Annotated in this window: 25 protein-coding genes and 1 tRNA gene; 10 read left to right on the plus strand and 16 right to left on the minus strand. The window is 70.3% G+C overall.

Annotated elements, in window-relative coordinates; all coding sequences use genetic code 11:
• The first annotated feature begins 96 nt into the window (after positions 1–96).
• Positions 97–501, plus strand: a complete 405-nt coding sequence (locus PH189_RS13630) for a cupredoxin domain-containing protein (RefSeq protein WP_274189346.1) — start codon at positions 97–99, stop codon at positions 499–501.
• A gap of 179 nt (positions 502–680) precedes the next feature.
• Here the strand turns inward: PH189_RS13630 and PH189_RS13635 are convergent, their stop codons facing one another.
• Together PH189_RS13635 and PH189_RS13640 are read right to left on the minus strand one after the other, a co-directional pair.
• Positions 681–1385, minus strand: coding sequence for a DinB family protein (locus tag PH189_RS13635; protein ID WP_337994155.1), 705 nt, complete (start codon positions 1383–1385; stop codon positions 681–683).
• Between the two features lie 472 nt (positions 1386–1857).
• Entirely contained in the window at positions 1858–2601 is a 744-nt protein-coding gene (locus PH189_RS13640) for a PIG-L deacetylase family protein (protein WP_274189347.1), read from the minus strand.
• Positions 2602–2770: 169 nt separating this feature from the next.
• On the opposite strand from PH189_RS13640, the gene PH189_RS13645 reads away from it, so the two are divergent.
• Positions 2771–3235: an ArsI/CadI family heavy metal resistance metalloenzyme gene (locus PH189_RS13645; RefSeq protein ID WP_274189348.1), complete on the plus strand. Its 465-nt coding sequence runs from the start codon at positions 2771–2773 to the stop codon at positions 3233–3235.
• A gap of 46 nt (positions 3236–3281) precedes the next feature.
• Here PH189_RS13645 and PH189_RS13650 read toward each other — a convergent pair whose 3' ends face one another.
• A complete protein-coding gene (locus PH189_RS13650; RefSeq protein ID WP_274189349.1) occupies positions 3282–3890 on the minus strand; it encodes a sigma-70 family RNA polymerase sigma factor in 609 nt (202 codons plus the stop codon).
• Positions 3891–5730: 1840 nt separating this feature from the next.
• Positions 5731–5871 carry a hypothetical protein gene (locus PH189_RS13655; protein WP_274189350.1) on the minus strand — a complete coding sequence of 47 codons (141 nt, stop codon included), beginning with the start codon at positions 5869–5871 and terminating at the stop codon, positions 5731–5733.
• 633 nt (positions 5872–6504) lie between these two features.
• Here PH189_RS13655 and PH189_RS13660 point away from each other — a divergent pair.
• The gene (locus tag PH189_RS13660; RefSeq protein ID WP_274189351.1) at positions 6505–7833 is read left to right on the plus strand and encodes a phenylacetate--CoA ligase family protein; all 1329 of its coding nucleotides are present in this window, start codon (positions 6505–6507) and stop codon (positions 7831–7833) included.
• Here the strand turns inward: PH189_RS13660 and PH189_RS13665 are convergent.
• Positions 7830–8093 carry an SHOCT domain-containing protein gene (locus tag PH189_RS13665; RefSeq protein ID WP_274189352.1) on the minus strand — a complete coding sequence of 88 codons (264 nt, stop codon included), beginning with the start codon at positions 8091–8093 and terminating at the stop codon, positions 7830–7832. The two genes, PH189_RS13660 and PH189_RS13665, sit on opposite strands and share 4 nt — an antisense overlap.
• 252 nt (positions 8094–8345) lie before the next feature.
• Between PH189_RS13665 and PH189_RS13670 the strand changes: the two genes are divergently transcribed.
• Positions 8346–10961 (plus strand): heavy metal translocating P-type ATPase, encoded by a 2616-nt coding sequence (locus PH189_RS13670; protein ID WP_274189353.1) that lies wholly within the window; start codon positions 8346–8348, stop codon positions 10959–10961.
• Positions 10962–11095: 134 nt separating this feature from the next.
• Here PH189_RS13670 and PH189_RS13675 read toward each other — a convergent pair whose 3' ends face one another.
• Complete coding sequence (locus PH189_RS13675) at positions 11096–11848, minus strand: NADH-quinone oxidoreductase subunit N (protein WP_274189354.1); 753 nt, start codon at positions 11846–11848, stop codon at positions 11096–11098.
• Positions 11849–11892: 44 nt separating this feature from the next.
• Here PH189_RS13675 and PH189_RS13680 point away from each other — a divergent pair, with 44 nt between their 5' ends.
• Positions 11893–12213 (plus strand): hypothetical protein, encoded by a 321-nt coding sequence (locus PH189_RS13680; protein WP_274189355.1) that lies wholly within the window; start codon positions 11893–11895, stop codon positions 12211–12213.
• Between the two features lie 10 nt (positions 12214–12223).
• Here PH189_RS13680 and PH189_RS13685 read toward each other — a convergent pair whose 3' ends face one another.
• From PH189_RS13685 to PH189_RS13705, 5 genes are all read right to left on the minus strand, one after another.
• Positions 12224–12388, minus strand: coding sequence for a hypothetical protein (locus PH189_RS13685; RefSeq protein ID WP_274189356.1), 165 nt, complete (start codon positions 12386–12388; stop codon positions 12224–12226).
• Positions 12385–12945 (minus strand): hypothetical protein, encoded by a 561-nt coding sequence (locus PH189_RS13690; protein WP_274189357.1) that lies wholly within the window; start codon positions 12943–12945, stop codon positions 12385–12387. Before PH189_RS13690 ends, PH189_RS13685 begins: the two co-directional genes overlap by 4 nt.
• 153 nt (positions 12946–13098) lie before the next feature.
• Entirely contained in the window at positions 13099–14598 is a 1500-nt protein-coding gene (locus PH189_RS13695; RefSeq protein WP_274189358.1) for an alpha/beta hydrolase, read from the minus strand.
• Between the two features lie 15 nt (positions 14599–14613).
• Complete coding sequence (locus tag PH189_RS13700; protein ID WP_274189359.1) at positions 14614–15120, minus strand: DUF6448 family protein; 507 nt, start codon at positions 15118–15120, stop codon at positions 14614–14616.
• 126 nt (positions 15121–15246) lie between these two features.
• Positions 15247–15642, minus strand: coding sequence for a hypothetical protein (locus tag PH189_RS13705; RefSeq protein ID WP_274189360.1), 396 nt, complete (start codon positions 15640–15642; stop codon positions 15247–15249).
• A gap of 650 nt (positions 15643–16292) precedes the next feature.
• On the opposite strand from PH189_RS13705, the gene PH189_RS13710 reads away from it, so the two are divergent.
• From PH189_RS13710 to PH189_RS13720, 3 genes are all read left to right on the plus strand, one after another.
• Entirely contained in the window at positions 16293–16985 is a 693-nt protein-coding gene (locus PH189_RS13710) for a 2-thiouracil desulfurase family protein (protein WP_274189361.1), read from the plus strand.
• A 183-nt stretch (positions 16986–17168) separates the two neighbouring features.
• Positions 17169–17915, plus strand: coding sequence for an alpha/beta hydrolase (locus PH189_RS13715; RefSeq protein WP_274189362.1), 747 nt, complete (start codon positions 17169–17171; stop codon positions 17913–17915).
• A 329-nt stretch (positions 17916–18244) separates the two neighbouring features.
• Entirely contained in the window at positions 18245–18916 is a 672-nt protein-coding gene (locus PH189_RS13720; RefSeq protein WP_274189363.1) for a GOLPH3/VPS74 family protein, read from the plus strand.
• A gap of 143 nt (positions 18917–19059) precedes the next feature.
• Here the strand turns inward: PH189_RS13720 and PH189_RS13725 are convergent, their stop codons facing one another.
• Positions 19060–19632: an L-2-amino-thiazoline-4-carboxylic acid hydrolase gene (locus PH189_RS13725; RefSeq protein ID WP_274189364.1), complete on the minus strand. Its 573-nt coding sequence runs from the start codon at positions 19630–19632 to the stop codon at positions 19060–19062.
• A gap of 332 nt (positions 19633–19964) precedes the next feature.
• On the opposite strand from PH189_RS13725, the gene PH189_RS13730 reads away from it, so the two are divergent.
• The gene (locus PH189_RS13730) at positions 19965–20825 is read left to right on the plus strand and encodes an alpha/beta fold hydrolase (protein ID WP_274189365.1); all 861 of its coding nucleotides are present in this window, start codon (positions 19965–19967) and stop codon (positions 20823–20825) included.
• On the opposite strand, the gene PH189_RS13735 is transcribed toward PH189_RS13730, so the two are convergent.
• Entirely contained in the window at positions 20708–21358 is a 651-nt protein-coding gene (locus PH189_RS13735) for a site-specific integrase (RefSeq protein ID WP_274189366.1), read from the minus strand. The genes PH189_RS13730 and PH189_RS13735 overlap by 118 nt on opposite strands.
• Before the next feature lie 424 nt (positions 21359–21782).
• Positions 21783–21857 (minus strand) — tRNA-Arg (locus PH189_RS13740).
• Between the two features lie 51 nt (positions 21858–21908).
• On the opposite strand from PH189_RS13740, the gene PH189_RS13745 reads away from it, so the two are divergent.
• Positions 21909–22907 (plus strand): NAD(P)-binding domain-containing protein, encoded by a 999-nt coding sequence (locus PH189_RS13745; protein ID WP_274189367.1) that lies wholly within the window; start codon positions 21909–21911, stop codon positions 22905–22907.
• On the opposite strand, the gene PH189_RS13750 is transcribed toward PH189_RS13745, so the two are convergent.
• Both PH189_RS13750 and PH189_RS13755 read right to left on the minus strand, forming a co-directional pair.
• A complete protein-coding gene (locus tag PH189_RS13750; protein ID WP_274189368.1) occupies positions 22904–23683 on the minus strand; it encodes a DUF305 domain-containing protein in 780 nt (259 codons plus the stop codon). The two genes, PH189_RS13745 and PH189_RS13750, sit on opposite strands and share 4 nt — an antisense overlap.
• Positions 23680–24360, minus strand: a complete 681-nt coding sequence (locus PH189_RS13755) for a DUF3105 domain-containing protein (RefSeq protein ID WP_274189369.1) — start codon at positions 24358–24360, stop codon at positions 23680–23682. The genes PH189_RS13750 and PH189_RS13755 overlap by 4 nt, the downstream gene beginning before the upstream one ends.
• Between the last annotated feature and the right edge of the window lie 218 nt (positions 24361–24578).

The following is a 24578-nucleotide window of genomic DNA, read 5'->3' on the forward strand; positions in this document are numbered from 1 at the left end:
GTCCGTGCGCCACAGGGTGTGTCGGGCCGCGGGGGCGCGGGACGCAGCCGAGCACCGCATGGGGGACGAGTAAGGCGTAGAGCCGCGGCGCTGCTCATGGGCGCCGTGGTGATCGGTCTCGTGACGGGATGCGGCAACACGGTCACCCCAGCTGCTGCCGTGCCCCCCAGTGCGACGCCGGCCGCGCCTTCCGACGGAGCGAACGACGACGATGCTCCGCCGATCGTGACACCGCCGAACGGCACGGTCGTCTCGATCCTCTTCGAGCGGGGTCGACTCGCTCGGAAGTCGGACCAGGTCGAAGTCGGAAGGGGCAGCACGGTGTTGCTCGCGGTGTCGACCGATGTCGCTGACGAGATTCACCTGCATGGCTACGAACGCGTTGCCCCGACCAAGCCGGGAGAGCGAGCTGTCCTCGAATTCACGGCGGATCGGTCGGGCGTCTACACGGCTGAGCTCGAGCGCAGTGGTGTGAGCTTGCTCGTAGTCACCGTTCCTTAGCGGCGGCTTGCTCCGGCTCCCGATGGGCGAGGGACCGCGGCGCCTGCCGCCGGGGGTGGGGTTCCTGCGCCTGCTGCCCGTCGCGACCTGCGGGCTTCTCGTGGTCGTCATGGCCGCAGTAACGACCACGTCCGCGAATTCTGGTCCGACCTCCTGGCACGCGTTGGACGCCCTCCACCTCAGGTCGTCTCGGTCGTCTCGAGGGTGAGCTGTTGGCGGTGGAAGTCGAAGTGCTGAGTCGGGAAGCGGTAGACGTCGGCGAGGGTCATGTAGGGCGTGAAGAACGGGTCCCATCGTGTGGGGTAGTGCATCCCGCGGGCGAGATCGGCGTCGGTCTCGGTGTCGAGGCGGCGGCGCAGAGCGGCGATGACCCGGTCGAACAGCATGGTCTGCCCGGTCCGGCCCAGAGCGGTCCCGCCGGCCCAGGAGCCGAGGTAGTTGGCGAGGTCGAACGGGCGGGTACCGGCGTCGAGGACGGCCGCGAAGCCGCGGCTGACGCCAGGTGGCAGCCGCCCGAACAGCCGGACGAGATTCCCCAGGGCGCGAATGATCAGGTAGCCCAGCAGCATGTGGAATAGCAGTTGTTGGTTGTTCCACCTCGTGCCGTCGGAGCGGCGCTTCAAGTCGGCACGTGACGCACGCGCGTGCAGATCGTGGAACGTCGATCGCGCGTGTTCGAGCTCGTGGTGAACCGCCTGTCGGTCCATCGGTGCAGTTTGCGCTTCATCGAGACAGTGACGCGAGGACTGGATGACGGCGGCGCCGAAGCCGTTGGCGACCTCCTGGGTGGGGGTGGCCGATCTCCGTGAGCCCTGCCTTCTCGAGCTCGGCGCGATAGCGCTGCGGGCCGTCACTCCGGTGTGGCCCTGACCGATGTGGCCCACTCCGCGACGGTGGCTGCGTCGGCCTGGTCGTCGGCCACGAGGTCGGACACGCCGACCCGTCTGCCGGGTCGCCATCTGCTGCTCGCGCCGAACTGAGCCTGAGCAGTGGGACGCGCCCACGCTGTGCCGCAAGCGCAGCGTGCGCGACTCGTCGCCCACATCATCAGCTACGACGACCTCGGACCGGTCGGGCTCGTCGGGCGCTTGGCGGCCGGGCGGTTCAACCCCGATCAGGCCAACCAGGTCGGAGTCGACCAGTACACGACCCTCAGCTCGGACGAGCTGCTCGCGGAGCTATCTCCCCATCGACCGGATGCCGCCGGTTGTCACCCACGTGCGAGCTCGGTCCTCGGAGAGGCCCGCGGCCACCAGCCGGTCGAGCACGGTGGCGCCCACCGTCTTCCTCGAGCGCCGTCGCCGCGGCCAGATTGCGTGACGCTACCCAGAGTCGGAAGGACGGCCCTGGCAGTCGTTACAGGCCCTGGAGCTGTATCTGGCCGAACGCGACGGCGTGCGGAACGCCGAGGGCCGGCCCGGCCATTGCGGTCATGCCACGCACGAACGTCTCGGGGTCGAAGTCGCGGCCCAGCCCACGCAGGTATGCCTCGTGCGCACGGAGCGAAGCAACCCCGGGCTCGAGGGCGTCGGTGACGTCGACCGCGTGGGTGGGCTCGTTCGCGCCCATCACGTAGACGTGGCGTACTCCGTCCCACGGCGCGTAGCCGTCGTCGAGCAGCTCCGAGAAGATCCACCGGTTTCCGGCGTCGCGCGCGGCATCGAGCACCGCGACGCCGACGGCCCGGTGGTCGGCCTGGTTCAGGATGTGCTGCCCGGCGCCCATGCCGTAGGTCAACTCGAAGGTCGCGGTGACCAGCACCTCCGGGCGGAACCGACGAATCTCGCGGGCCATGTCGCGGCGCAGGTCCAGGCCACCCTCGACGACGCCATCGCGGTGTCCGAGGAAGGCCACGTCGCCCACCCCGACGAGTGCGGCACTCGCGACCTGCTCCTTCTGCCGCACCGGCCCAGCCTCGGCCGGGTGGAGACCGTCGATGCCTGCCTCGCCGTCGGTGACGATGACGTAGGCGACCGACCGGCCGGCCCGGGTCCAGCGCGCGATCGCGCTGGCCGCGCCGTACTCCAGGTCGTCGGGGTGGGCGACGATGGCCATCGCCCGACTCCAGTCCTCCGGCACGACCTGCAGCTGACCGTTCATTACGCACCTCCGAGGACGTCCTGTGTGATGCCGGTACCGACGACGACCACCCGCGAAGGACGCGGCTGCGTCCCTCGCGCTCTGCTGCCGTCAGTGGCGGTGACACCACGGTGACCGGGGACCCGACGGGGGTGACCCGGCCGGGTGCCGGAGATCAGGGAGACCCGACATGACCACCACCCGCGTCCAGCTCGCGCTCAACGTCACCGACCTCGCGGCCGCGACGTCCTTCTACACCGCGCTGTTCGGCGTGCCGCCGCACAAGCAGCGCGAGGGCTACGCGAACTTCGCCGTCGAGGACCCGCCCCTGAAGCTGGTGCTGATCGAGAAGCCGGAGGAGGGCGGGCACCTCAACCACCTCGGGGTCGAGGCCGAGTCCCCCGACGAGGTGACCGCGGCGCTGACCCGCTTCCGCGACGCCGGTCTCGAGGCGACGCTGGCCGAGCACGACGTGTGCTGCCACGCGGCCCAGGACAAGGTGTTCGTCACCGCTCCGGACACACCCACCGGCTGGTGGGAGTACTACGCCGTCACCGACGATGCGCCCGCCAACCCCGACGGGGAATCGACATCGGTGTGCGCCGCCGCGTGCGAGGCGAAGGCCGCCGCTGCCGGCGGGACGTGCTGTAGCTGACCGCAGCGGGTCGGGGTCCCGCCGTCAACGGGACCCCGACCCGGGCTCAGCCACACGGACAGCCGGCCGGTCGGGTGTAGTCCATCGGGGTGCCCTGCGCGTCGAGAGTCAGCTCGCAGCACCGACCGAGCAGCTCGGCCAGTCGACGCCGGCCACGCTGCACCCTCGACTTCATCCCCGAGACCGACACGCCCTCGCGTCCGGCGGCCTCGACCTGGGTCAGCCCCTCCAGATCGGTCAGCTCCAGCGCCCGGCGCTGCTCGGGTGGCAACCCCTCGAGCAACGGCCGCATGCACAGTGCCAGCTCCCGCAGAACCGTCGGGTCGTCCTCGTCGTCGACCTCGCCGGCGAGCTCGGCAGCGTCGTCGGGCAGCGCGCGCTCCCGGGCACGCTCTCGCTCGGCCCGCCGGTACTCGTCGACGATCGCGTTGCGAGTGATCCGCCAGACCCACCGGGTCAGGTGCTCTCGGTCCTCGACCCGACCGAGGTTGCGGTGGATGCGCAGCACGATCTCCCCGAGAACGTCCTCCGCGCGCTGCGGATCAGCGACCCGTCGATGCACGAACGCGCGCAGCTGCGCCCCGAACTCCCGCCAGACGTCCTCGGTCGTCCGGCTGCCCGAACCGGCCACCGTCTCGTGGGTTGATGCCGTCATGCCGACCCCCGTACATGGGTGCGGGATAGAGATGGACAGTCCCACAGACGACAGACCCGTCGAAAGGACGCAGCACCGGCACAGAAGCAGCCCGTTGCAGGGCGACTACACAGTCGATCGCGGAGGCCGAGATCGCCGACAGCCCTTCGACGGTCCCGTTCCTGAGCAACGAGCCGCTCGATGGACGCGGCCGACGCTGGTGGCCGAGGCCCGCTTCCGGTCCTGGTCCGACGACGGGTCCTGCGGCACTGCTCCTGGCGAGGGCTGCGCTCCGACCGACACCCCGACGACCTGGGCGCTGGTCTCCCGACGGCTCATCGGGGGAAGCCGCTCCTCGAGGACACCGCTGGCACAACGGTCGACGCTAGGGCGGGTGGTCGGTGACATCGCGGCGGCTGACCGGGCTCTCGTAGCCCGCGGGTAGCGGCCGCGGAACCCGCGCGCACCGCGAGTAGGAGGATTCGTCCTACGATTCGTCCCACGCGGACTCGGGCCGGTAACGATCCCGAGGACCTTTCGCTGGTCAGAACGTGGTGCCCCCGGCAGGATTCGAACCTGCGCCACCGCCTCCGGAGGCCGGGCGACCGGGTGGTCGTGAGCGTCCTGCCTCGTCCTCAAGGCGGCGCCGAGTCGCGCCGGAGGCCTCTGGTGGCCTCTGACAGCCCTTCGTTCGTCCCACGAGCCGTCCCATGGGTCGACTGCCCTCGGGCCGAGAACGTCATCGCCGAGGGCATGCTCGCCGACAAGACCATCGTCGGTCGCTCGGCTCCACATGGCCATTGAGGCCGGCGACCTCGCGCTTGTCCACGTGACGTCCGCGCCGCGGTCTGGTCTGCACCTTCGCCTACAACGTCGCCGCCCTACCCCTCGCCGCGGTCGGCCTGGTCATCCCCAAGCTAGCCGCTTCTGTATCATCGCTTTCCGCTCGATAAACGACACGTTGACCTCTTCGTATAGTCCTGCCTGATCCTGCTCGTACTCTCCGAGGCAGACTTGAAGCTCACGGAAGACTCGGCTGGGCCGAGGGACAGGCTCTCCCACTTCGTAGTTCGCGAATGCAGTCCTGAGCTCCCGTGCGATATAGCCGATTATCGAGCTCTGGCTAAGCCTATCGGAATCTTCAATGATCCTCACTGCTAGAGTCAGCTTGCTCTTCAGTTCATCAGAAAGAAAGAGGCCTGCAACGACCAGCTCGTTTCCTACTTCTTCCCGTTTACTCTCGAGAGTCAGCCAGAGGTTCGTATTGGAATCGCCTCCGTCAAGGTGAGGCTCGGCATCGAGCGCCGTCCTCGCCTCGAGCGTCAGGCTCCAAAGTGTCGATGAGAGTGAAACACGTACCCGCCGCTCGAACTTGTCGAAGTCGAGAATCTTTGGCCGAGTCCGCGGCGAGGGTCCTGCGATGCTGGCGCGTTGTTGAGACGTAAGTCGAGACCCCTCCGACTATCGTCCCCGCAAGTCCGGAGCTAGCTGCAATAATCGCGCTCAACGTTGCTGGGTCCAACAGTCCGCACCCTTCTGCCGAACTAGTATCCCCGGGAGCGTGGAGGGGCCCGATCCGCGCGTGCATCCCGGGTCGCGTTTACTCGTACCACCCCGGGCACGCCTGAGATCGAATCGCATCCGGAGCGCTGCCGCGGGACGGTCCGGCTTCTTCAACGAAGAGTCCCCGACCCCTACTCGCCTTCGGCCATCGAGGAGTATGACCCGACAACCTTGGCCCGACTGGTGGAGCTGTTTTTGCGGAGGCAGCGTCGTCGAGCCTAGTAGACGCGAACTACACGCACCTGAAGCAAGAACCGGCCCGCCCGGCCATTCTTAACTGGTTGCAGACCGGGGTTCCTCAAAAGGAGATATCCAGATAGTAGCCGAAGAACCGGGACGCGTCCTTCGATCGGTTCTCGGCGCCTACGCCGGGATCGTCGCCCAACGGGGCGAGCACGGTGCCGAACTCGGCGCGTTGCTCCATCGTGCGGGCGAGCACCTAACAGCGAGGAGTTGGTGGACGGGCTTCTTCGACGAGCGCTGACCTCCGCCGTCGAGTCACGCCGGGTGCGGGCGGATGTGGATGTGGATGTCCTAATCACTTACTGCCGGCATGCGCTGGGAGCGGCGGCGGAGCTGTCGGCGGAGGGCGTCGATCGTCTCCTCGAGCTCACTCTGGCGGCGTTGAGACCGGACAGTGCCGGTTCGGAATCCTCCAGAGGCGCAACGGCCTATGTGAGTCGGCCTGATGTCCGACATGTTGACCACCCCTGCGTCGACAAGGGCCGACACGTGTAGCGACGTCTCGGGCAACAGGGAATCGGCGTCGCGACGGCGGAGGAGACTCTAGGTCTCCGACGCCGGCACCCGGCCCCGGCAGTTGGTCCCCCCGCGGCGGCCAGCCGCGTGCCATGGACCCGCCTCTCGTGCACATCGCCTCAGCGGACGCGCTGGTTCGGCTCGAGATGCTCGCGCGTCTACCGGAGCGGATCGGGCCGCTGGGTGCCGAAGAATGGGTCCTGACGGCCCTGTTGCCCGTCGATTGGACGGCCAGGCTCGGCCAAGTCGTCAGTCGAGGGAGATATCGATGGTCCAAGCAGCCGTCCCACACCGATTCCGCAACTCCACGCTGGTGCTGCGGGTCCTGGCTCGTCGGCAGCGGCTTCGGCGTCGGGATCACTGGAGCCGGGCTGCATTGCTCGCCCACCAATCTCGCGCACTCTCCGAGCTGCGGGCGTTCGCGTGTGACCGGTCCGCGTTCTACCGGCGGTTCCACCGAGGCATAGGCGATGCGCCGCTGGGGGAACTGCCGGTGTTGACCAAGGCGCTCGTCATGGAGCACTTCGACGAGGTGTGTACGCGGCCCGAGGTCCGCATCGCCGACGTGGAGCGCTACCTCCAGGTCGCATCGGTCGACGAGCTCCTGGGTGGTCGCTACTACGTCGCGGCCACAGCCGGCACGACCGGTCGACGGGGCGTGTTCGTGTGGAGTCCCGCGGAGTGGGTGGACGTCGTCGCGTCCTACAACCGGGCGTTCGACTGGGCCGGCTCCACCGCCGGGCTGATGCGTCGAGTGAGAACCGCGGTGGTGAGCTCGACGAACCCCTCGCACCAGTCGGCGCGGGTGGGCGCCTCGGTGCACAGCCGCTGGTTGCCGACCCTGCGCCTGGACGCCGGCGACGCGCTGCCGACCCTCGTCGAGCGGCTCAACAGCTGGCAGCCGGAGATGCTGATCGGTTACGCCTCGATCCTGCGCTCACTGGCTGTGGAGCAACTCGCCGGCCGTCTCTCCCTCGCCCCCAGGTTCGTGTTCTCCGCGTCCGAGGTGCTCACCGCGTCGACCCGCGCGCTGGTCGAACGCGCTTGGGGTCCCCCGCCCCACGATGTCTACGGAGCTACCGAGACCTCCGGCATCGCCGCGGAGTGCGGCGAGCACCAGGGCATGCACGTGTTCGATGACCTCGTGGTGCTCGAGGTCGTCGACCACGAGAACCGGCCCGTTCCCGCCGGCCAGTACGGGGCGAAAGTGCTGGTCAGCGTCTTGTTCTCGCGCACGATGCCCCTGATCCGTTACGAGATGAGCGATAGCGTGCAGCTGGCCGCCGAGGGCGACTGTGGATGCGGACGGCCGTACATGCTGCTCAAGGGCATCCAGGGCCGCGTCCAGGAGACACTGCGTTTCCCCACGCCCGGCGGCGGCACCCGTGACGTCCAGCCCGTGACGTTCCACCACGTGATGGACACCGTCACGGTCGCGGGCTGGCAGATCGTCCAACGGTCGGCCGGGCTCGAGGTCGTGCTCGCCCGACCCGGCGATGTCGACACCGCGGTCCTGGCGGCGTCGCTGAGCTCAGCCCTGGAAGCCCAAGGTGTCGTCGCGCCTCCCGTGACGGTTCGAGCCGTGGAGACCATTCCGCACACCGCTCTGGGAAAGGCGCCCCTGATCGTGCGAGGAACCTAGGGCTTGGCGCGTGAACGTGTACCGGAGGTCATGATGTCCACACGACGTCGGTATTCCTCGTCGTCGATCTCTCCGCGCGCGAAGCGCTCGTCGAGGAGTTGCTGGGGCGTCGGTCGCTCGGTAGTGACCTGACCAGCCCGCCCGATGTAGCGGACGAGTGCGACGATCCCGAAGATGATCAACGCCCAGAACAGCACCACGCTGACGGTCATGAGCCCGTAACCCCAGCCGTTCATGCCTGGGCCGTACCACCACATCATGTCCCTCGACCTTCCTCCCGCGTCCCGCCGGTTCTGCTGGTCGTAGCCGACGCTGCCGCGGACGGCCCAGCCTCCTTCGAACGATGCTGAGCTTTCGTGGGGCTCGAGGGATCGGGCAGGGCCCGGCGTCGGCAGCACGGCGAGTCAAAAGGCCCTCGTCCGTACCGCCGTCAGTCCCTGTCCGGACGAACTCGTCGGTGGTGACGATCGACAGCATCTGCGAGGCGCACTGTGTTGCTGAGGGAGCCGTCGATGAGCACGATCGAGGTCGCGGTGCTGCTCGCTGCGGTCGTGGTGATCCTCGGGCTGGGCTGGTTCTTCTTCGGACCCCGCCGCGCTCTCGCCGCCACCCTCAGCGGTGGCGTGCAACGCGTCGAGGTGACGGTGCACGGTGGCTATCAGCCCGAAGTGATCCAGGTGCGGCAGGGGCTACCCGTGGAGTTGGTGTTCGATCGGCAGGAGAGCGGCGACTGCACCTCGCGCGTCGTGTTCCCCGACTTCGGAATCAGCGCGGCGTTGCCGGCGTACTCCCGCACCACCGTGGCGTTGGATCCGGCGCAGCCCGGGACGTTCCCGTTCGCCTGCGGCATGAACATGATTCACGGGTCGCTCGTCGTCGAGACCGCCGAGACCGCCGAGACCGCCGAGACCGCCGAGACGCCCGAGCCCGCGGCCCCGACCTCGGCGGACGAGGAGACGTCGGGACCACGCTCGACCACGGCGCCGGCCTCGCGCGATGCGACCGAGGACGAAGCCGCACAGGCGCGGGAACGGCGCGCGGAGATCACTGATCTGACCCGACGGCTGATCGTCGGGACCGTCCTCACTCTCCCCGTTCTCGTCGCGGTCATGGCTCATGACCTGTTCGGTGCCGACTGGGTGCCGGGCGTGCTACTCGACCGTTGGGTGCAGCTGGCGCTGATCACTCCGGTGATGCTCTACACCGGCTGGCCGATCCACCGGACCGGGTGGCTCAGCCTGGCCCACCGCAACGCCGACATGAACAGCCTCATCACCCTGGGCACGCTCGCGGCCTACGGCTACAGCCTGCTCGTCACCGTCGCCCCGGGCCTGCTGCCCGAGGACGTCCGCGAGGTCTACTTCGAGGCCGTCGGGGTGATCCTCACCCTCATCGTGCTGGGTCGGTTGCTCGAGGCCCGCGCGAAGGCCGGCACCGGCGAGGCCATCCGCGCCCTGCTCGGCTTGCAGGCACGAACCGCCCGCGTCGTCCGCGGGGGGATCGAGACCGAGGTCGGCGTCGACGAGGTCGTCGTCGGGGACGAGGTCCTCATCCGCCCCGGGGAGAAGATTCCCGTCGACGCCACCGTGGTCTCGGGGAGCTCCGCGGTGGACGAGTCCATGGTCACCGGCGAACCGATCCCGGTCACCAAGCACGCCGGCGACCTGGTCGTCGGCGCCACCATCAACACCACCGGCTCCCTTCGCGTGCAGGCTGCCAAGGTGGGCGCCGACACGATGCTGGCCCAGATCGTGCGGATGGTGCAGCAGGCGCAGGCGTCCAAGGCACCCATCCAGCGCCTCGCCGACGCGACGTCTGCCTACTTCGTGCCCGTCGTCATCGCCGTCGCCGTCGTCACGTTCGCCGTCTGGTACCTCGCCGGACCACCACCGGCGCTCACCCTCGCGCTGGTGTCCGCGGTCGCCGTGCTGATCATCGCGTGTCCGTGCGCCCTCGGCCTGGCGACACCACTTTCGATCATGGTAGGTACCGGGAAGGGCGCCCGGGCCGGCATCCTCATCCGCTCCGCCGAAGCCCTGGAGACCGCACAAGAGCTCGACACCGTCGTGCTGGACAAGACCGGCACCATCACCGCCGGCCGACCGGCCCTGACCGACATCCGAGCCATCGGCACCGTCGCCGAAGATGACCTGCTGCGCCTCGTCGCCGCCGCCGAGGCCGACAGCGAGCACCCACTGGCCACTGCCATCGTCACCGCCGCCCATATCCGCGGGCTCAGCGACGCCACCGCGGACCGGTTCACCTCGATCACCGGTAAGGGTGTCCACGCCACCGTCGAGGGTCACGACGTCCTGGTCGGCACCCGGCTCCTGACCGACAACGGCGTCGACACCGCCTTGCTCGACCCGATCGCCGCCGAGCTCTCCGCAGAGGGCAAGACGCCGATCATGGCCGCGGTCGACGGGCAACCCGCAGGTGTGGTCGCCGTGGCCGACACCGTCAAGGACGACTCCGCCGCCGCCGTCGCCGCCCTGCACCACCTCAGGCTCGACGTCGTCATGATCACCGGGGACAACGCACGGACCGCTGCGGCGATCGCCCGCCGAGTCGGTATCCGGCGGGTGCTCGCCGAGGTCCTCCCCGAGCACAAGGCCGACGAGATCCGCCGATTGCAGGCAGAGGGCCGGCGCGTCGGCATGGTCGGGGACGGGATCAACGACGCGCCCGCCCTCGCGCAGGCCGACGTCGGCCTGGCCATCGGCACCGGCACGGACATCGCGATCGAGGCCGCCGACGTCACCCTGATCTCCGGCTCGCTGGCCGGCGTCGTCACCACCATCCGGCTCTCCCGAGCCACCATGCGTAACATCCGGCAGAACCTGTTCTTCGCCCTGGTCTACAACGCGATCGGCATCCCCGTCGCCGCCGGCGTCCTCTACCCCCTGCTCGGCCTGCGGCTCAGCCCCATGCTCGCCGCCGCCGCCATGGCCCTGAGCTCGCTGTCCGTGGTCGGCAACGCCAACCGGCTGCGCCGGCACCACGCCACGCCCCTGGCCAACGCGCCGGTCGGCGTCGTCGAACCGATCGTCGAGACGGGGGCGGAGCTCGAGCGGCACGGCTCGGTCCGACGAGTGGCCAGCTCGTCCCCACGTGTGGCAAGTCGCTGACACCCGTCTCGGGACGGCCGCTGCTCGGTGTCGCCACAGGGCCGACGTCGAGCTGCGTCGGACGGCGTGCGATGCCGGCACCGGCCTGTGAGCCGCGCTTCACAGCCTCACCATCACCCCCGCGTAGGTGCCGGTCACGACGCGGCGAACAGGGGAAGGATCAGACCGGCGGCGACGCCGAGGACCAGCGAGAGAGTTGCGGCCGTGACCGCGCCGTGGCGCGCCGCAGGGGATTCGCCGGTCTCATCCGTGGACTCCGGCGACTCGTCGCGGAACAGCGGGGCGATCCAGCGCAGGTAGTAGAAGAGTGAGGCGACGGTGTTGACCGCGGCGAGTACGGCGAGCCAGGCCATGCCGCCGTCGAAGGCCGCGGTGAAGGCGGTGAGCTTGCCGACGAACACGGCCGTGGGCGGGGTCCCGACCAGCCCGAGCAGGCTCACGACGAGGGCGATCGCGAGGAGTGGTCGACGCCGGCCGAGCCCGCGGAACTCGTCGACGGTGCGAGCAGGGTGTGCGGCCACCGCGGCGAAGGCCCCGATGTTCGTGAGCGCGTACGCGGCGAGATAGAAGAGCAGGGCCGGCTGGGCCTCAGGGGTGCGGGCACCCACGGCGATGATGATCAGCACGTAGCCGACCTGCGAGACCGTGGAGTAGGCGAGCAGTCGCAGGACGGACGACTGGCTGAACGCGGCGAGGTTCCCCAGGCTCATGCTGACCGCGGCGATCACCGCAACGAGCAGCGGCCAGGGCACGATGTCCTCCGGCACGTCCAGGAGGAGCCGCCACATCGCCGCCAGTGCCCCGATCTTCGGAATCGTGGTCAGGACGGCGGCCACCGGTGGGGGCGTGCCGTCGGTGACGTCCGGAACCCAGAAGTGGGCGGCCATGGCGTTCTGGGGCCCGTTAGCCGCTGGTGGGCAGCTGCAGCCACATGACGGCGACCGACACCAGCACGATCGCGCTCCGAGCACGACGCGATGGTGGCCTACGGCTTCGTCCGCATCGCGATGCCGCTGCTGCCGGCGTCGTGGCGGCAGTTCGCCGGCGTGGTCGTGGTGCTCGGGGAGTCGACCATGTCGGCGGCGCGGACGGCGCCGCGTGGATCCCGAGCGCGGGCAACACGAGGACGGAGAGCACGTCAGCTCACCCCGATCAGAATCACGGCGAGGGCGGGCAGGCGCTCGGTGACATCGAGGTCGAGGTCGAGGTCGAGGTCGAGGTCGAGGTCGAGGTCGAGGTCGAGGAAGCGTGAGCGTGCCTCCTCAGGGCGAGCCCGTCGCGGTCCTCGCCCGTCGGGCGCGACGTCGCCGGCGGGGCGGCCGCGGAGGCGCCAGGAACAGCAGCACGTAGGACATCGAAATGGTCGTCATGGCCATACCGGCGAGGGCGAGGACGCGCGCCGCGGAGTTGAGCGCTCGGGCCTTCACCGTCGGCGCCGTGCCGGCGCGTGGCTCGTGCGCGTCGGAACCCGCCGAAAACACGATCGGCTCGGCGCGTGGCCGGATGCACGACACGACGCCGCCGGGTACCGCTCCTCGCCAGGGGGCCTCCGGCGCGAACCCCAATAACCGCTGAATCGACGAGCCGTGGTCAATGAGCCGTTCTCTAGGGCCACGGCGACCAGAGCGACGGCCGCGGGTCCCGCTGCTCCCCCCGTGGCGAGCCCCTCGGGCAAGCCGTCGTAGCCGGTCGTCCCGGCCGCGCCGTAGAGCAGGGTGGGTCGGCGTGAGCACGGCGCTGCTGCTCGGTCTCGTCGCAGGTCACGAAGCCCCGCGCTGCCATAGGCGAGGGCGATCACCAGGATGGCCAGCAGAGCGAAGATGGGATTATCCGCCATCATGGCCACCACCATGAGCGGATCCAGGTCGCCCAGCTCGGCGTCGGTGCCGATGAGGTTGGTGGTGCCCAGAAAGGCACCGGGGCCGACGACGATGAGGGTGGGGCCGAGTCCGAACGCCAGTACCAGAACATAGAAGACCCGCACCGCGTGCCTCGCGGGGAAAGCACGAGGGGGCATGTGTTGCCTGTCTTCATGTTGCGGCCTGCCCTCCTCCCACGGCCCCTCGCCGATACCCCTCGACCCGGGGACTCCAGGACGGGCACACGCCCGGGGCAAGTCGGCCCTTTCCATCATTCGTCATCCGGGCGACCCCGTCGTCGGTGCGGTGGCTTTCCAGTCATGGGGCGAGGCCAGCAGCCCCAGGAAGCGGTCGACGTCGTACATCGCGGCTTGGGCGGCCGGTGAGAACGTTGGCAGGAACATGTCGAAGGCGTGGTCGGTGCGGGGGAACTCCACGTACACCGACGGGACTCGGGCCTCCTGGAGCTTGCGATGCAGCGCGACCTCTCGACCGTGCCTCGAGAGGTAGACGTCGTGCTCGCCGACGAATTGGAGGGTGGGGGGCGTGCCCGGACCGACATGAGTGATCGGCGACACCCGTCGGTAGAGCTCGGACCAGTCCTCGGGCTGACCGCCGAGCAACACCTGAGGGGCCCAGTCCCCGGTGTCGTCCACGGCGAGCTCGGACCCGGAAAAGCGTTCCAGGAGCTTGGTGAGCAGCCTGGCGACACGCTTCTCCACCGCGGTCCGGTTGACGGCGACCTTGCTCTCCGGCCGGTAGTCGCCAGCGAGGTAGTAACCGACCACACCCCGCACGGTGAGGTCCATCCCGCGGACGTCTTCCGGGGTCAGCAGCGGATGCTCGGGCGTATAGGCGGCGAGCAGCGCCAGGTGCGAGCCTCCCGATCCGCCCCCGAGGACGATGTGCCGAGGGTCGACGCCGTACTGGTCGGCGTGGCGCTTGAGCCAGGCCACCGCTCGCTTCACGTCACCCTGCATGCCGGGCACGTTGGTCTCGGGTATCAATCGGTACGAAACATCCATCACCACGTGTCCCTGGACGGCCAGATGCCGGAACCAGGGTTCGGTCGGCCCGCCCTTGTCGAACGCCGTGTAGCCACCGCCGTGGGTGTAGATGAAGCCGAGACCGGAGGGCGGAACCCCGTCCGGAGGCGACCAGAGGTCAGCGAGCAGGCTCCGGTGGGTGCCCGGCAGGGTCGCGAAGGCGACGTCTCGCACGACGCGCGCCCCCGACGGGACCGGGACCTTCCAGGTCCAGCGCCGAGCCAGCATCGCGCCCTGGATCCGGGCGGGAATCCGGTCGCGCCACTTCGTGCCGAACGCGGCACCGAAGTCACCCTCTGCCGTCACCACCTGGCGGGTGTACATCGCGTTCACCGCAGCGGCGCTGAGGCCTGCCACGACAACCAGGGGAGCGCCAGGGCCGGTCCGCTTCGTCGCGACGCGGTGCGTCCCGCCCTCCAGCCAGAGTGCGGACAGGCCGCAGGCCGCTCCGATCGCTCCCGCCGCAGCCAGGAAAGGCGCCAGCGCGGCGCAGAGCAGCTTGGGTATCGACAGCAGGAACGCACCGGGCCCGAGCCTCGAGCTCGAAACCCGGTAGAACTGGCTGCTGCCCAGCGCCAGCGCCGAGAGCGAGAGCGTGCCGCCGACGATCTTCGACGTCCGGATTGCGCTTTTCATCTCCTCACCTCCGTCGTTCGCATGGCCGAGAGGGACATCGGCTCCGGGGGCAGAGCGAAGCTGTGAGGAGCGCCCTCCCCGGCGACCTCGAGGCACAGATCCGAGCTGTGTTCAGGCCTCGTGGCGTCCCTCATCCGCCCGTGCGTGCGCCTCGCTGAGCGCCTGCCGGTACAGACCGTGCGCCCACACCTGCAGGCCGAGCGCGGCCTCGACGTACTCCCGGGCCCGAGGAACGCTCTCGCCGGAGCGCTCCTTGAGCGCCATCGCGTGCGTGTGTCGACGTTGGAGCTGGTCGCGCACGATCCCGCACAACACCTCGCCGAGCTGATCGGGCCTGCCCGACTCGAGAGCGTGCTCCGCGGCGGGAATCACCGGGCCGACGTCCCCACCCGCCGGCTTGAGCCCGGTGAACGGTGCCCCCTCACCAGCCCGGTGCAGGCGCACGGCCGTCTCAAAGAACCAGCGGTCGGCCACCTCGCGGGCCGCCGGCCCGAGCGCACGCGCAGCGACGGCGAGATCGAAGGCCCGACGCAGCTCCGCTTCATCCTCCGCCGGGACATACGGCGCAACGCGCTGCACCTCTCCGGACGTCACCGCCTCCCGAGCGGCGGTGACCACCGGCCCATCCAAGGAATCGCAGTGCGGGGGCATCCTGCTCACCTCCTTGCCTCGGCAACGACGTGCCGGGCTGCGGCTGATCCACCTGACCCGCCGCAGCGAAAGAGCGCTGATCGAGTGGCGCCATCACGCTCCCGCCATGACGTGCCCGTTGACCCATCGTTCCAGGGCGGGCACCCCGAGCAGGACCAGAACGCCTGCGCTACCGAGTGCGTGGATCAGCACGTTGAACCATGGGGTGATCTCATCGGCCTGCTGGGCGGCAACCCAATAGGGGATCAGCACGATCAAGCCGAGGACCGCTGAAGCGAGCGCGACGTTCTCCCACCAAGGCATCCTGGTGAACAACCCGTAGGTGGCCAAGGTGAAGCCGGCGAGCACGGCGAGCGCGAGGACCTGCGTCACCGCCCACCAGGCTCCCCGCGTCGGGATACCCGGGCTCGCGAACATCGGGGTCAACCACAAGAACGTGGTACCGAAAAGGAACAACGCGACCCCACCAACAGAGCGGATCGTGAACACCGTACCCACCTCCGCCGCCGACTCTGTGACCTCCGGAAGCGATTCGGCGAGGGGTCGACGGTCCCGTCCCTGACGGCCCTTGGTCCGCCCGAGTGCGCCCGACGTTCCCTGTGCGAACCCGGCCGTGGTGATGCGAGATCGGGCCGCGAGGGATCGGCGCCGTCACCGTCGTGAGCCGCCTCGTTCCGAGGTGCCTTGGGGCTCGACGACCTCGCGCCAGTGCTCGAACGCTCCACACATCGCGCCCCACGAACACCGTCCTCCGGGTGCCGGCGGGACGTCCTACCGTGACCGACCGTCCGCCGCCTCCCAGGGTGTGAACGGCGCCCGATGGCGGTACCGACGAAGGAGTTTTCCGATGGGCGGCCGCAAGCGGAAGACATCTTCTCGGGTCAGTCTCGTGGCCCGCAGCGAGAAGGTCGTGGACCCGCACTCGGTCCGCATCCGGCGCATGGCTGTTGGGCGGACCCGTGGCAACGATCGCCAGCTGCCACTCGTCGGGTTGGTCCCCGGGCCGATGCTGGCCCGTATCGGGGTCGTCGTCCTGGCGCAGACGAGGATCCGCCGTTCGTGGGCCGCCAGGACCGGGCGTTCTCGGTCGAGCACCGAGCCGGCCTGCGCCGCGCCCGAGGCACGGGCAGAGCGACTCCATGGCTGAGCGACGCAGGAGCGAGGTGGCCTGGGAGACGCGGCTGGGCGACGCGCGCGGCCGCCGGGTCGTCTTCCTGTCCCACTGTCTGCTCAACGAGAACACCCGGTACCTCGGCGGCGCCGCCCGGCCCGGCTGCGTGCGGGAGATCGTCGACGCCTGCGCCGAAGCCGGCCTGGGGATGGTGCAGCTGCCCTGCCCGGAGGAGCAGGCCTGGGGTGGAGTGCACAAGCGCCGGCTCCTGCGGCTCTACGGCTCGGCCCGCTGGCTGCCGCGCCCGCTGCGCCGTGCCGCGCTGCCGGTGCTGTTGGCCTACACGCGCTGGGTCTACAAGCGATTGGCGCGAGACGCCGTACGACAGATCGCCGACTACCGGCGCACCGGGCACGAGGTCGTGGCCCTCGTCGGTGTCGACGGCTCACCCTCATGCGGAGTGCGCCGGAGCCTCGACATCCGGGTGGCACTGGAACGTCTGGCTGAGGCCGATCGCGAGTCGCTCACGACCGACCGGGTCAACGCCATCCTGCGCGCCACGTCGGTCCCCGGGGAGGGGATGTTCACCGAGCAGGTGCGTCGACGACTGCGGGCCCGGCGGATCGGCGTGCGCTTCGTGGCGCACGACCTTCAGCGCGAGCTCGACGGGGAGCCCTCATCCGCCGCGACCGCGCTGCGGGACATCACCGGCCGACGCTGACGGCGCGCTCACAGTCGCCGGCCGTACTCGTCGCACCCCAGGAGCACCCGCGAGGCGAGCCGACACGGAGCCGGATGACTCCGCGGACCAGGACCTTGCGCCCTGTCGTCCGCCACGAGGTGAGCGTGCCCTGTCCTCGACCCGTCGGTTCGACGGCACCCACACCCGCACGAGGTGGAGCACATGTCCGTTCGCGAGGAATTCTTCGATTCCCACGGCTCCCGATGTGCCGCCGACCTCTACCTCCCCGATGAGCGCATCCGTCCGGTGCCCTGCGTCGTTCTCGCACACGGCGGCAGCGGCACCAAGCGACTGGGTCTTCCCGCCTACGCCGAGAAGTTTGCCGCCGGCGGGATCGCGGCGCTCGTCTTCGACTACCGCGGATTCGGCGCCAGCGAGGGACAGCCACGCCAGGTCATCGACGTCGCCGCCCAACGCGCCGACTACCTCGCCCGCACTCTGCAGTTCACCCTCGCCGCGATCCGTGATCGCCGGCGTGCTCGCCGCGGGGAACCGCCGTTGCTGGTCCCGGTCGTAGCTCCCCCCGGGCAGGTGGCGGTGTTCACCGAACCCGACGCGAGAAGGACGTTCGAAGCCCTCGGCGGAGAAGCCACGGGGTGGCGCAACGAACTCGCCCCGCGGTTCTTCTTCGCACTTCCCCGATACGAGCCCGGCACCGCCGAGCGACTGCACATGCCGCTCCTCGTGTGTCTGGCGGACCACGACCTGCAGGCGTCCAGCGCGTTCGCCGCGCGGATCGCAGCGACGGCGGCGTGTGTCGACATCCGGCACTACCCACTGGGTCATTTCGACGTCTACCGGAACCCGGCCTTCGAGCAGATCAGCGACCTACAACTGGCGTTTCTCCGCGCGAACCTCCGCTCCCGCGCCGCCGTCGACTCGACGGGAGGCGCGCTCACGGCCCTGTGAAGAGATCTATTCCGTTCTCACGAAGGTCTTGCGGGCTCGGAGTGGAGGAGGTCGCGGCGGCGCCCCCGGTGCCGACCAGGTGTCGACGCTCCCGTCGAACGGCAGCACCGGTCGGCGCCTCCCGCCGAGACGGTCGAACGGAGATCTCACGGCAGGTGTCCCGCGTCCCCCGGCCCGTTCTGCGGTCTCGTCCTGCACCGGCCGGGCCGTCCTCGTCCACGGGCTGGTTCCGAACCGGGAGGCTCGGCGTGCACCCGGGCCGATGGACTCGTCCTGACGTGGTCGTAGGACCGTGTCGGCCACGCGCGGGAAGACCCCACGGTCGAGGCATGCTCATCGCCGAGGACCTCCTGCTGCTCCTGACCGCCGACGACAGCGGGAAGCTGGCTGCCGACGGCACGAACGTGAACATCGCACTCGGTGGGGCGTTGCTGGCCGAGCTCTCACTCCTCATGCGCGTCGACGTCGCAGGCTCCGACGAGCAGGTACGCGAAGGCCGACTGGCAGTCCGGGATTCCAGTCCCACCGGGGACGGCGTGCTCGACGAGGCCCTGGCCACCGTCGGCCACAAGGAAGGCGAGAAACCGCAGAGCGTCGTGGCCACGCTGGGCAAGCGAGTCCGGCCACGGCTCTACGAGCGGCTCGCCGAGGGCGGCCTGGTCCGAGCGGAGCAGGGCCGGATCCTCGGGATCTTCCCGGTACACCGGTGGCCCGCGGAGCACGCCGACCACGAGACGGCCCTCCGAGCCGACGTCCTCACCGCCCTGCGCCACGGCGTGACCACGGATGCCAGGACCCGAGCGCTCATCTCTCTCCTGTGCGCGCTCAAGGCCGTGCACAAGGCGGTGGCTTCGGAGTCCGTCGGGCTCTCCAGGCGGGAGCTTAACGAGCGCGCCAAGCGGATCGCCGGGGACGACTGGGTGGGGAAGGCCGTCCGGTCGGCGATCAACAGCGAGGACGCGGCGATCTACGCAGGAGGAGGGGCCGCCCACGGTTTCTGACCGCACTCCCGTATAGCCCGATCAGCTGCACAACGTCATCGCCACCACGCTGGTGCAGCGGCACCACGCCGCCATCGGCCGGTGGCGGGCGCGCGCCGCTTCGCGCCAACCGCCGGCAAACCAGAGCCACCGCCCCACGGCGCTCAGCGGGGGAGCCGTGGGGACCGCTTCTGGACCGGTTGGACCTGCCCGACGTCGCGATCGCCGACGACGTACCGGAAGTCGCACCGGTCGGCACCTCCGGCCAGGGTGCCGGTGCGCAGGAGCACCTCCCCGTGCCCCTCGGCCATCCGCAGGTCCTGGTCGCACAGGACCCGCTCACAGAACGTCCCCTCGCCGCGGCCGCCCAGGTAGTCGGCGTACAGGCAGCGGCGCACGTCGAAGGCGTAGCAGCCAGGGGCGTCGACGTCGGTCATCACCCAGTCGGGGCGGCGGTAGAACGCCCGCCGAGCCAGCTGCTCGCGCAGCCGGGTCCGCGCCAGCCGACTTCCGGGGTGCACCGTCGCGGCCACCAGGTTCAGCGGCTGCTGCAGCCAGCGCATCAGCCGGTACATCGTGTCGGCCAGCAGCTTCTCCGCCTGATCCATCGGCATCCCCGAGTGCACCAGGGCATCTCGAAGCGCCAGCAGGTAGGACGCGATGCGGAGATCGACGCGTCCGGCGCGGGTGCCGGCCAGGGCCGGCGGCAGCTGGTAGCGCTCGGCGGTCAGCGCCACGACATCGGCGGCACCGTCCCTTCCCAGCAACCTCCCGAGCGCACCGCGCGCGATCACGCCGAACAACACGGGGGGCCGCTGCGCCACGGCGCGGCGGGCAGGAGGAACGGCATGCACTCGATCCGGCTCGGTCATACGGTCGAGGCTGCGCGTGGAGCATCTCCCGGGGCAGGGCCGGATCGCCCGGCAGAGGGGGCCTTCGGCACGGACTAACCCGGCCTGAGGAGAGTCGTTTGGACCCGCCGGGCGAGCCCTCGGGCGGTGTCCGTCGAGCGTCGGTCCGACGAGCCTCGGTCCCCACGACGACCGTTCCGGCGAGGCGGGTGAGCACGGTGATCTCACAGACAGCCGCGACCAGCGAGCAGCTGGGGGCTCGATTCGAGGCGTTCTGGCAGCGGTTCCCCTACCGGCAGGTGCCGGTCGACGGCGTGGAATGGCACTACGTGGACACAGGCGGCGACGCCCCGCCGATCCTTATGCTGCCCGGCGGCAGCTACCGACCGGACAACTACTTCCAGCTGATCGACGCTCTGGCCGACGACTTCCGGATCATCTCCCCGGCCTATCCACCGGTGTATCCGCTGCGGCGCGTGCTGGACGGGGTGGCCGGGGTGCTGGACGACGCTGGGCTGGACGCGGTGACGGTGTTCGGGTGCTCCTACGGCGGCTACGTGGCCCAGGCCATGGCCCAGGCCATGCCCGAGCGCGTGCGCGAGCTGGTGCTCGCCCAGACCGGCACCCGCCACTTCGCCGGGCCGGGCACGATGCGCGTCTTCCTCCCGCTGTTCGCGGCGATGCCGCTGTCGATGATCCGGGCGTTCACCTGGCGGCTGTGGACCCGCTGGTTCACCGCTCCGGCGCAGTCCGAGGCGTTCTGGCGAGCTCGGCTGCGGACCGAGCTGATGGAGATGTCCCGCCCCCAGCACGTCGCCGGCGTGCGCAACATCGTCGACTTCATGGCCACCTGCACACCGGCGCCCGGCTGGCTGCAGCCCTGGCACGGTCGGGTGCTCATCCTGGAGGCGACCCAGGACCAGGCCTTCTCCGCCGAGCAGCGCGAAGAGCTGCGGCTGGCCTACCCGGAGGCGACCGTGCGGCCACTGACCGCCGGCCACACCGCCCTGTTCACCGCCCCGGACCAGTTCACCGCCGAGATTCGCCGCTTCTTCGAGGAGGACGGCGGGCACCCGTGAGCGGGGCCCTGCCGTTGCGGCTCGCGGTGCGCCTTGAGGAGCTCGACCGTGTGCTCGTCGAGGGCGACCTTGCGTCGTTGATTGGTCTTGGACCTCTTCTCCTTGAGCCCCGCCTTCGTCTGCGCGTTCGCCTGGTGCACCCACAGCAGCCCACGGTCGAAGTCGATGTGACGCCAGCGCAGCGCCGAGACCTCGCTACGGCGCGGGCCAGTCAGCATGGTCAACCAGAGCAGCACTCCCCACTCCGGGTCGCTCCAGGCGGCGTTCATGAGCCGGGCCGCCTCGTCGGCGCTGGGCGGGTCGGGCTCGGTGCGGCGTGGAGCCGCTGCTTCCGCCATGGCTGCCTTGTTGACCGCGAGGTGCCGCCAGCGCACGGCTCGGTCGAGCGCGCCGCGGATGATGCAGTGCACCTTGCGCGTAGTGCTCGTGCTGAGCGGTTGGCAGATGTGGCCCCCACGCGGCTTGCCGTTGCACGCCAGATCACGGCAGCGGTGGAGCCGCGCGTAGAAGCGCTCGAGGAGCTCTGCGTCCAACCTTCCCGCCGGCAGATCGCGCCGACGGTCGGGAGCACGTAGAGACGGATCAGGTCGTCGTAGCGCTCGCGGGTGGTGTCTTCGAGCACGACGACCTCGAGCCACTGCTCCACAGCCCGTCGCACCGTGATCTCGGACTTGGGGTGCTGATCGTCGTCGACCTGACGCTGCAGCCGCGTCAGCGCCTTCTCTGCCTCGGCGTAGGTGCCCACCGTCTCGCGCAGACGTCGCGGACGACCGGTGAGTGGGTCGGTGCCGGCATAGACCCAGGCGCGATGGGAGCCGCTCGGAAGTTGCTCGATCCAGCCGCGCCGACGGCGCGTGCGAGGTGGCATGGGGCGAGAGTAGGAACGTTCGTCCCACGACTCGTCCCACGCGGACTCGGGCCGGTCACGACCCGAGGACGTTTTCGCTGGTCAGCCTATGGTGCCCCCGGCAGGATTCGAACCTGCGCCACCGCCTCCGGAGGGCGGTGCTCTATCCCCTGAGCTACGGGGGCGGACCGGGGCTGAGCCTAGCGCACGGGCCGCCGAGGACCGACGCTCGGGTGATGGCACACGCAGAGATCCATCGGGACCGTCGCATCGACTCGGCGGACCTCGCCGTCCTGTCCGGACGCACGATCGCGGTGATCGGTTTCGGCAACCAGGGCGCGGCTCAGGCGGCGAACCTGCGCGACTCGGGGTTCGCGCCGCTGGTCGGCAACCGGGACGACGAGTACGCGACCTCGGCCGCGGAGGAGGGCTTCGACCTGCGCCCGATCGCCGACGCCGCGGCGGCCGCCGACATCGTGCTGCTGCTGGTCCCCGACGAGGAGCAGCCCGAGCTCGTGCGTAGCGAGGTCGCGCCCGGCCTGCGCGCGGGCGACACGCTCGTCGTCGCCAGCGGCTACAACTGGCACTTCGGCCAGCTCGAGGTGCCCGAGGGCGTCGATGTCGTCATGGTCGCGCCACGCATGATCGGCGCGGCGGTGCGCGACCGCTACGTCGACCGGCACGGGTTCCCGTGCTTCGTCTCCGTCGAGCGCGACGCGAGCGGGCACGCGTGGGAGACGACGATGGCGATCGCGCGCGCCATCGGCGGGACGCTCGGCGGCGCGATCGTCTCGAGCGCCCGCGAGGAGGCGGCGCTGGATCTGTTCAGCGAGCAGGCGATCTGGCCCGCGATCCTCGACGTGATGCGCACCGCCCACCGGGTCGCCGTGGAGGCGGGGTTCACCGAGGAGGCCGTGCTCAACGAGCTCTACCTCTCCGCCGAGCCCGCCGAGGTGTTCGCCCGTATCGCCCGCGAGGGGGTGTTCGGCCAGCTCGGGCTGCACTCGCGGACCTCGCAGTACGGGCAGCTGCGGTCGCTGTCGGCGCTCGACGAGGGCGGCGAGCTGGCCGATCGCTTCCGGCACGTGATGCACGACGACATCCTGTCCGGGGCCTTCGCGCAGGAGTGGAGCCGTCCCGAGGCGGGGGAGCGGCTCGACGCGATGCGCGACGAGGTCGGGGCCACGCGGCTCGCCACCGCCGAGGCCGAGGTCCGCGCCCGCCTGGACTCCTAGTTCATGCCGTGCATGCCCGCGTGCGCGTCGACCGGGGCGGGCAGGGGAGCGGCGCCGCGCTGGGCGAGCATCTGCGTCATCACCGCCGCCTCGGAGGTCTGGGACGCCACCATGCTCTGGGCGAGCGCCCGGACCGCGGGCACCGAGGCCTCGTCGGCGGCCGCCTGCATCATCGGCAGGCCGCCCTGGTGGTGACGCAGCATGAGTTGGAGGAACACGACGTCGAGCGCGGATCCGGTGGACGCGCGCAGCCGCGCGAGGTCCTCGGGCGAGGCCATCCCGGGCATCGCCGGCGTCGCCATGCCCATCCAGCCCATGTACTGGCCCGAAGGCGGGGTCAACGGCTGGCCCCAGAGCGTCAGCCAGCCCTGCATGCGGCCCACCTGGGCGGTCTGCGTCGACTCGATGTCGAACGCGAGCTGGCGGATCTCGGGGTTCGCGGTGTTGTTCCGCGCCCACACGGCCATCTCCACGCCCTGGCCGTGGTGGGCGTTCATGTCCTGCAGGAACCCGACGTCGATCGAGCCCTCGGCGGGCCCGTAGGTCGTCGCGGTGGAGCGCCCCAGGGCGATGCCGCCGATGACGCCGGCGAGCACCAGCACCAGCGCGAGGCCGCCGGCGACGAACGCCTTGGCCCAGGTCGGGCTGGCCGACCACCAGCCTCCGCCGGAGCCGCCGTCGTCCGCACCGTCGTCGTCGACCGGAGGCGGCGGCGGGTCGGTGCGGTCGCTCACGCTCGCCGGGGTGTCGGTCATGTCGATGCGGGTGGCGCTCATCCGCCGTTGCCCGCGGCCGCGCCGCGACCGTCCATCGTCACCGCGTCCGGCGGCGGGGGCGAGGGGTCGAACGGGGGCGGGTTGTCCGGGTCGAAGTAGCCCGGGCCGAGAGCGTCGCAGCTCGCCCCGACCTCGGGGTACTGGTACTGGTTCTGGCGCAGCGACTGGATGAACTGGTCGATCCGCGGGTCGTTGGGGTCGGAGACCTTGAGCTCGTGGCCCCACGACTGCAATGCGATCGGCTGGTCGAGGCCGGGGTACGGCGACATCATCGTGTAGTCCTGGCCCTGGACCCGGCCGGCCAGCGCCTGCACCCCCGGGCCCTGCACGCGCGCCGGGTCGTAGGCGATCCACACCGCGCCGTGCTCGAGGGAGTGGACCATGTTCTCGGTGCGCACCGGGGTCGGGTAGACCACGCCGGTGCAGGCCGCCCAGTAGGCGTCGTGCGGGCCGCCGAACGGGGGCGAGCGGTCGTAGGCCACGCGCTGTTGTGCGGTGACGTGCTGCTGGCCGGCGTACTGGCCGGTGACGATGCCCGGGATGGCCAGAGACGGGTCGCGGTTGCTGTCGCTCGGGCGCCAGGCGCTGACCTCGCCCTCGCGCATCAGCGCGAAGCCGATGACGCCGACGGCGAGCAGCACGACGACGGTGATCGCGCCGAGGAGCAGCCACGGCACCTGCCGACGGGTCCCGGGGGCGGGGCGCTTGCCGCGGGTGACGGGGTTGGGTCCCCGCTTCGCGCCCGGGCGCTGGCCGTTCTTCGCGCCGCCCCGAGCGCCGCCCCGAGCGCCGCCCTGGCCGTTCTGTCTGCGCTGACCGCCCGAGGACGACCGCCCCGAGGACGGCGTTCCCGACCCGGCCGACCCGGATCGACGACCGGAACCACCACTCGCCA

The organism is Actinomycetospora chibensis (genome assembly GCF_028737215.1).
In the GTDB taxonomy this organism is placed as follows: domain Bacteria; phylum Actinomycetota; class Actinomycetes; order Mycobacteriales; family Pseudonocardiaceae; genus Actinomycetospora; species Actinomycetospora chibensis.